The sequence below is a fragment of the Enterobacter sp. ZOR0014 genome, assembly GCF_000798855.1.
GTDB classification, from domain to species: Bacteria; Pseudomonadota; Gammaproteobacteria; order Enterobacterales; family Enterobacteriaceae; genus Enterobacter; species Enterobacter kobei.
The window spans coordinates 1-7,264 of record NZ_JTLF01000330.1 but is presented as its reverse complement, the minus strand read 5'-3'; the positions used below and the strand labels follow the sequence as shown (position 1 = coordinate 7,264).

Annotated in this window: 8 protein-coding genes; all 8 read left to right on the top strand. The window is 41.4% G+C overall.

Translation table 11 applies throughout. The features are described from left to right. The first annotated feature begins 78 nt into the window (after positions 1–78). Positions 79–1,032: an ATPase, T2SS/T4P/T4SS family gene (locus L977_RS18860; protein WP_047626568.1), complete on the top strand. Its 954-nt coding sequence runs from the start codon at positions 79–81 to the stop codon at positions 1,030–1,032. Next, complete coding sequence (gene pilV / locus L977_RS18855) at positions 1,029–2,276, top strand: shufflon system plasmid conjugative transfer pilus tip adhesin PilV (RefSeq protein ID WP_231563632.1); 1,248 nt, start codon at positions 1,029–1,031, stop codon at positions 2,274–2,276. Before L977_RS18860 ends, pilV begins: the two co-directional genes overlap by 4 nt. Before the next feature lie 862 nt (positions 2,277–3,138). Continuing rightward, positions 3,139–4,257 (top strand): site-specific integrase, encoded by a 1,119-nt coding sequence (locus tag L977_RS18850; RefSeq protein ID WP_442854935.1) that lies wholly within the window; start codon positions 3,139–3,141, stop codon positions 4,255–4,257. An 18-nt stretch (positions 4,258–4,275) separates the two neighbouring features. Further along, positions 4,276–4,695 (top strand): type IV pilus biogenesis protein PilM, encoded by a 420-nt coding sequence (gene pilM / locus L977_RS18845; protein WP_047626565.1) that lies wholly within the window; start codon positions 4,276–4,278, stop codon positions 4,693–4,695. After that, complete coding sequence (locus L977_RS18840; protein ID WP_081987750.1) at positions 4,695–5,312, top strand: prepilin peptidase; 618 nt, start codon at positions 4,695–4,697, stop codon at positions 5,310–5,312. Before pilM ends, L977_RS18840 begins: the two co-directional genes overlap by 1 nt. Further along, positions 5,288–5,773 (top strand): lytic transglycosylase domain-containing protein, encoded by a 486-nt coding sequence (locus L977_RS18835; RefSeq protein ID WP_047626563.1) that lies wholly within the window; start codon positions 5,288–5,290, stop codon positions 5,771–5,773. Before L977_RS18840 ends, L977_RS18835 begins: the two co-directional genes overlap by 25 nt. Positions 5,774–5,776: 3 nt before the next feature. Next, complete coding sequence (locus L977_RS18830) at positions 5,777–6,271, top strand: thermonuclease family protein (RefSeq protein ID WP_052192657.1); 495 nt, start codon at positions 5,777–5,779, stop codon at positions 6,269–6,271. Positions 6,272–6,285: 14 nt separating this feature from the next. Next, entirely contained in the window at positions 6,286–7,218 is a 933-nt protein-coding gene (locus L977_RS23335) for a DUF6012 family protein (protein ID WP_052192656.1), read from the top strand. The last annotated feature ends 46 nt before the right edge of the window (positions 7,219–7,264 follow it).

Below are 7,264 nucleotides of genomic sequence, written 5' to 3'. Positions count from 1 at the left end.
AACACCGTGGCGTTTACTACTAAATCATAAACCGACTCTTAATTAATGCCCCGACAGGGGCATTTATCAGGCAGATAAATGGATACGTTAAATAACTTAAGCTTCATAGATTTAATTTTAGGCCGTGATTATGCCGAGATTAAAGGGCTAAAGGGTGCAACTTCATTTCTTTCTGACCTTCCCGATATTTATAGTATTGATGCACAAAACCTAAAAAATGAATGTGAAAAAATACACAAAGAATCGGGTAAGACAGAATTTTCATTGAGATACGATAACCGAATTTACAGAATTACAGTTTTGAGTAGCGTTTTTGATGGTGTTAGCTTTGTTATTCGACAAACACCTGAGCATATTGTCGATTTCAGCGAAATATCGTTCTCTACCGATTTACGCCGTTCCATTGAACTTAAAGGTGCAACAGGGTTGTGCCTCATAGCCGGTGAAATGGGTTGTGGTAAAACAACAACGGCTGCATCTGTCCTCAAACGCCGTATCGAAACAACGGGAGGTTTGGGAGTCTCGATTGAAGATCCTATTGAGACACTTCTCAATGGCCGTCATGGGCATGGGCGATGTATGCAGATGGAAGTTGGTCAGTATGAAACATACGCCTCCGCTACGAAAAAAGCCTGGCGAACAGGAGCTTCATGCTTGCTTCTGGGGGAGATCCGAGACAGCCATACTGCGCATGAGGTACTTAAAGCCTCCCTAACGATGTTTGTCGTTTCTACCATTCATGCCTCGTCGGTTTTTGATGCTATAGACAGATACGTTATGTTCTGTGAAGAAGTAAATCCTAATGCAAAACAAAACATCGCAAATACACTTTTTATAATTGCGCACCAGAAAATGAGTTCTGTTATCAGGAATGGCGAAATCACAGGTCGAAATATTGACATTAGCGGATATAACCTTGTCCATTGCAACCAATCCAACTCAATCAAATCAAAAATAATCCAGGGTAATTACAATGCACTGGCAGATGAATTTAGTGGCATGGTTTATACATTTAAAGGAGCTACCTCATGAAAAAAGGTGTTGCACAAATAAGTGATGCAGTATGGGCAATTGGCATCTTCCTTATGTTTTTAACATTTATCATTATTCCAATGAGCAATTGGTTTGTAGACCAGTATAGAGCTACTGTTGCAGCTACTCAGGCCAAGCGTGTACAGCAGGCAGTAAATACTTATATCAAAGATAACCACGACACAATCGCAGCAACAGCGACAGCAACAACACCGTTTATATTTGGTGTTCCTCAACTTATTAGTAGTGGTTATCTGCCAGCTGGATTTTCATCTCAGAATGGTTTTTCAGCTACATATCAAACTCGTGTATTTGAACCAACTGCAAATAAACTTAATTCAATGACCTTTTTGAATGGAGGGGTAAAAATCTCAAAAAGCCTGGCTCGCAAAATCGCTATCGGAATCGGGGCAGATGGCGGCATTATTGATAATGGCGTTGCGCAGGGAGCATTGGGCAGTTGGACTATGAACCTCTCTTCATTCGGTGGTTATAACCCAGGTGAAGGAAGCGTAGTGATCGCTGGATTTTACGAGAACGGGATTAACATCAGCGATTATCTCTACCGTAAGGCTGTTCCCGGCCACCCAGAACTCAACACGATGAGTACGGCGTTGAATATGGGAGGAAACAACATTACTAATGCGGCCACGACGACAACAACGACTTTGAACGCCACAAATGCGAACGCAACGACAGTTACCGCTACAAACGTCAATTCTACTAACGTTACTGCAACCAATGTTAACGCCCAGACGACCCGTACAGCGGGAGAAACGTACACCGGAGGTTGGTTCCGCACTACCGGCGATACAGGCTGGTACAACGAGAAGTGGGGCGGCGGGTTCAATATGACCGACAGTACCTGGATTCGGGCTTATAACAACAAGTCGATCTATACAGGCGGTCAGGTTCAAGCCGGGACAATTCAGTCGAATGGCCGCATGACCGCTAACGAATTTGTGCAGGTTAATGGCGTGGCGACGGCGGGAGCATCTTGCTCACCCAATGGGCTTATAGGCCGCGATGCATCTGGAGGCATACTTTCTTGTCAATCCGGTGTCTGGTCTACAGCTGCTGAGGGCAAGGTTGGCTACTACTGTCGGCGCACTTCTTTTGATAAAGGGCGTTCAGATGACTATGTAGGGTATACACCACGAACCGATGATAACTGCCCCGTAATTCAGCCCGGACAACAACCTAATGGTTACTGTAGTTGTATGAAAATCATCCTCGCCTACTGACTTGTCAATCCGGTATCTGGCGTTCGCCGGGCGGAAAGCCGAGACTAACGCCGTATACCTACACTAATTACAACTCGTCATTCAACTACTTGAACATCGGTGTTCATGATTTTTGTACCTCGCAGTATGGCAACGAAAACGACCGTAATGACTCTTGGCGCGGTGTAGAAATGCTTTCTGATGGCTCATGGCGAATCACTGTAAAGGACGGCAGCGAGACAGCCATTTGCCTTGATTGGTGAGGCCGCAATGCCTTTGCATGAGACAGGAAATATTTAATTTAGGCACACTGCATCGCAACGGTAAGTTGAGTAATGTTGGGGGGTACTTTGCAGCAACCAGTTACCGCCCGACTTTGTTACCTCACAGCTTGACGTGTCATCATCATAGCCAATTTTGATTACTCTAACGTAACTTAGAGCGCACATTGAATGTTGTCCCATGTCTATCTTATTGTTAGGAAAAGTTGAGCTGTAGGTTGAGATTTTTTCTTCTCCTCCTATTTTGCTCCACACACCGGATTGACAATCCGGTGTCTGGTCAGGTGCTTCAAAGATTAAAATGCAAACCATTTTTGGGGAGACAGCTTGCGCTAACAAATCTGTTGCTTATGCGTATTGCCCAGCAGGCACAGTTGCTATTGGCGGTTCTTATGCTCTAAGAAGTTGGTCTGATGGTTCAAACCATAACTCCCCAGATTCAATGGCTCTCGATCCGGTTAACAATCGGTTCTACATTGGCTTACCCAACAACTCAAAGGGAGAAGCGTGCTTCCAAGCCATCGTAAACTGCACTACAGAATAAAATTGTCAATCTTGTAAACGCCTTTAAAGTGCATCGTTTTTTCGGTACGAAAGGCTTAATGATGACAAGAAAAAGGGCTGTAACGCTCCGCTACGCACTGGATAAATATGTCAATACAGTATCAAACGAAAAGAAAGGATGGCGGCAGGAGTTATATCGAGCAAACGTTATAAAGCGCTATGATATCGCTGACTTGCTAATGCATGAAATATCTTCGGTTGATATATCAAATTACCGTGATGAACGATTGAATTCGGTTCATGAACGAACAAAGAAAAAAATATCTGGAAATACAGTTAGGCTTGAGCTTGCCTTTTTGTCGTCTGTATTCAAATTGGCGCAGGTTGAATGGGGAGTATGCAATAACAATCCAGTGCTTGCTGTTCGCAAGCCTAAGATTGGTAAGGGGAGAGAACGGAGACTTCTCAAAAGTGAAGAAAGAAAAATAACCAAATATTTTGAATTGCATGATGAAAATATGAATATTGTTTTTCATCTTGCTCTTGAGACTGCAATGAGACAAGGGGAAATGATAGGCTTGTTATGGGAAAACGTGAATCTAAGTATTGGTGTCGCGCATTTACCAGAAACAAAGAATGGGACTTGGCGCGATGTACCATTATCAAAGAAAGCAAGAGAGTTACTTCTTGGTATGGAACCCAAAACAAGCGGGCGTGTTTTCTCATTTACTTCTAATTCATTCAAATCTAAATGGCGCAAGAGCATAAAAAATTTAGGGATACATGACCTTAGATTCCATGATTTGCGCCATGAGGCCATAAGCAGGCTTTTTGAACTAGGTACATTAAACATGATAGAGATCGCGTCTATTTCTGGTCATAAGTCACTGGCGATGCTTAAACGTTATACACACTTAAGAGCTTATCAGTTAGTTAAGAAGATCGACGCAAAAGCTAAATCTGTAAATAAAATTGCATCATACTTCGTGCCATATCCAGCAATAGGGCGATTTATAAACAATGAATACAGGGTGACGTTTATTGATTTTGATTCATTCGAAGTAACAGGTGCCAATAAAAATGAAGTCATGGCTAATGCGTCAGTCGAACTATTGAAAAAGCTGGCAATTGCTGCACAGTCAGGAAAAAGAATACCTAGTCCTGGACAGATAGGTAAGGTTGCTGAGGATTTAATATTGATAAATCCTTTAATGTAGTGTTTATGAGGGAATGTGATGAAATCCTTACTTATAGTTGCGATTTGTTTTCTAGTGGTTGCAATCTATCAAAATTCATTCGAAGGTAATGGCTCTTACAATGAAACTTTAAAGTTAAATAAGGCGTCTTTGTTTCTAAACTATACGGCCGCATTCGATGCTTATTACTTAGCAAACGGTAGCGCAAATGGTGATGTGACAAATAAGGTCACATTACCTGTATGGCTACCAAAGGATACGACGATAAAGATGTATGTGAATGGTGGTTACGGTTATGTTTTCATGCCCTCCGCGAGTGGTGTGCTCTCGGAGGTCATGCGAGCAACCGATTACAGCGCGTTAATTGGGTTTACAGATAGCACCTCAATTATTTCGCTTGCGGGAAAAAACCCGAAACCGAACTTTATACCAGCGGGCTATATTGTCTATGTGAGATAATGATGATCTTTTATTTAATCGTGCTTAGCACTTTCGCATATGTTCTTTCTAAAACCTTTCCGGCGATATACTCAAATGAAAAGAAAAATGCAATAGAGCAAGGGAAGCAACTACTAACCGAAAATGAAGAAGTGGGACGATTTCCAGTTTTGGCAATTGTGATGTTCACAATGCCCGTGCTGATATTTTTTCTTTCAGAAAATATGCTTTTATCTTCATTCTGTTTCATTTTGTCAGTGGTAGCATACACAGATTTAAGTGCTCGATGGATACCTGATTTCACAATTTATCTGTTGCTGGTTGTAGCAATGCTGTCTTTGCGAACAACTGATTTGATACATTCATTTTGGGCAGTGCTGTTTTATTTGATGCCAGCATTATTATTTAGCGCATATGGTTATGTATTGAAGAAAGAGAAATGGATCGCATCCGGAGATTACTACATTTTCCCAGCTATAGGACTTATGATTACTCCTGAGTACGCGGCATCTTTAATGCTGATTAATCTACTATTGGTACTATTGTTCTCCCGATGGGTTAAAAAAATCCCTCTTGTAACGGTTGCTTACTTCACCTTCACAGGATGTCAAACATGCATACTCTTAGGAATTATTTAATCTTTCTGCTAGTTATCCCTTTTTTTAGCGTTGCAACAACACAACCAATAGACGTGAATCTCAGTCACTGTTTTAATCAAGCTTCAGAGCGCTTCCAAATCGATCACCGATTGCTTATTGCTATTGCTCAAGTAGAAAGCGGTATGAATTCGAAAGCGATTGGCTTAAACAAGCGTGGAGGAAAAGTAATTAGTGAGGATGTTGGCTTAATGCAAATCAATTCTTCATGGTTTCCAACGCTGACGGGAATGGGTATCACACGTAATGATTTACTAAATAATCCCTGCCAAAATATTTATGTTGGAGCGTGGATACTTGCAAAGAACATTTCTTCTAATGGTGTGAATTGGGAATCAGTAGGTGCATATAATGCTGGATTTAAAGGAGCTAATGCACCATTCCGTATGAAATACGCAAAGAAGGTATATGCAAAGTATCTTGCTTTAACAGGTGAGGGTTAATCAATGCGGCGACTAAAAACGATAAAACTGTTTGTGTATGCAGCCTTACTATACCCCTTTACCCTACAGGCAACCGAACTGAAGGGAAGAGTAATACGCGTACTGGATGGAGACACTATTGAGGTATTGCAGGATAAACAGCCTGTAAGGATTCGCCTGGCAAACATCGATGCTCCTGAAAAGAAACAGGCGTTTGGTAACTGGTCAGCGAATCAGCTTAAAAGTCTGATTGCTGGAAAGCCTGTAACCGTGTCGTACAGTCAGGAAGACCAATACGGGCGTATTATCGGGCGAGTGTTCACAGCGACTGGAACGGAGGCCAATTTAATCATGGTTAGAATCGGCGCAGCATGGGTTTACGAGCGCTACAACACAGATTATACCTTGCCAGACATCCAGACTCAGGCAAGAAAAGATAGACGCGGTTTATGGGTAGAAAAACAACCTATAGAACCGTGGATATGGCGGAAAAATCAGAAGATGAAAGATAACAACTAACCACGGAGATCAGAATGCTGATTCACCTAACACCTAGATATTATGCAAAGTATAGCGATGTTCAGGTTGATGTTATTGATGTTGAAATACCCGAGCTTAAATTAATATTGAAAGCGAACGTTGATATTGTCATTCGAACCCCATTCCCAAATAAAAACTATAAAGTGGTATGCAGAAAGAAAGGGCGCAAGGCAATTAATGGACTTCTGGTTGAAGTCGATAAAGTGGTAGAGGACTTTACAGTAATTACTCGATGGGCTGTTAATGGTGAAATTTCAAGGCATGAAACGTATTATCACGTTAGCGATAATGAATTTGATGCTGTAACAGAGGAGGATTTTCTATGGAGTGGGTTTTTTAATACACCATACCGCGCCCGTTGTAAAAAAATTGAAGAGGGAGGGGCTTTAGTAAAAAGGCAGTCAGCGATGGTTACACTAACTGGTGATCTCAATTCTAATGATGATGATAATTACTGGACGTATAATAAAGTTGATAGTGAAGGGATTGTTCGTTTTAGAGCGGAGTATATAAACCTTCCCACAGTAGAACGAGAACGTATAACAACATCTTTTTTTGGGAACAAGCGTTTCCCCTCTTACGATGATAAATTTGATGCCCAATTACAATCTTATAAGTTAACTGTAGTACCCACGGAGATGAAAGAATTAGGTGTCTATATTGTACTTCTCAGGCATTGGGTTAAGGAGCTAAAAGAGGATGGTGAACAAGAGTATTTGTATAAAATACTCGACGAAATAAATTCAAAGAATGAATTTTTCTTTTCCAACACTAATCATCTAAAAATTCTCGCTGATGCATATTCATCTACTTATAACAAGCTTAGCGAACAGTGCAAGATGTATGTTGATGATTGTCTCAGTCAGCCTATTTTTCATCTTCTTATTAGCGATGTAGATGAAGAGAGCAAACCTGAAGACGAGTAAATGCCAGCAAAAAATTGTGGCCGGTCGCAGCTGCAGCTGGCGAAAT

What these genes read in the sequence shown, in the direction of transcription:
- pilM (WP_047626565.1), top strand. Translation starts at nt 4,276, where the DNA reads ATGAAATCCTTACTTATAGTTGCGATTTGTTTTCTAGTGGTTGCAATC.
- L977_RS18830 (WP_052192657.1), top strand. Translation starts at nt 5,777, where the DNA reads ATGCGGCGACTAAAAACGATAAAACTGTTTGTGTATGCAGCCTTACTA.
- L977_RS18850 (WP_442854935.1), top strand. Translation starts at nt 3,139, where the DNA reads ATGATGACAAGAAAAAGGGCTGTAACGCTCCGCTACGCACTGGATAAA.
- L977_RS18835 (WP_047626563.1), top strand. Translation starts at nt 5,288, where the DNA reads ATGCATACTCTTAGGAATTATTTAATCTTTCTGCTAGTTATCCCTTTT.
- pilV (WP_231563632.1), top strand. Translation starts at nt 1,029, where the DNA reads ATGAAAAAAGGTGTTGCACAAATAAGTGATGCAGTATGGGCAATTGGC.
- L977_RS23335 (WP_052192656.1), top strand. Translation starts at nt 6,286, where the DNA reads ATGCTGATTCACCTAACACCTAGATATTATGCAAAGTATAGCGATGTT.
- L977_RS18860 (WP_047626568.1), top strand. Translation starts at nt 79, where the DNA reads ATGGATACGTTAAATAACTTAAGCTTCATAGATTTAATTTTAGGCCGT.
- L977_RS18840 (WP_081987750.1), top strand. Translation starts at nt 4,695, where the DNA reads ATGATGATCTTTTATTTAATCGTGCTTAGCACTTTCGCATATGTTCTT.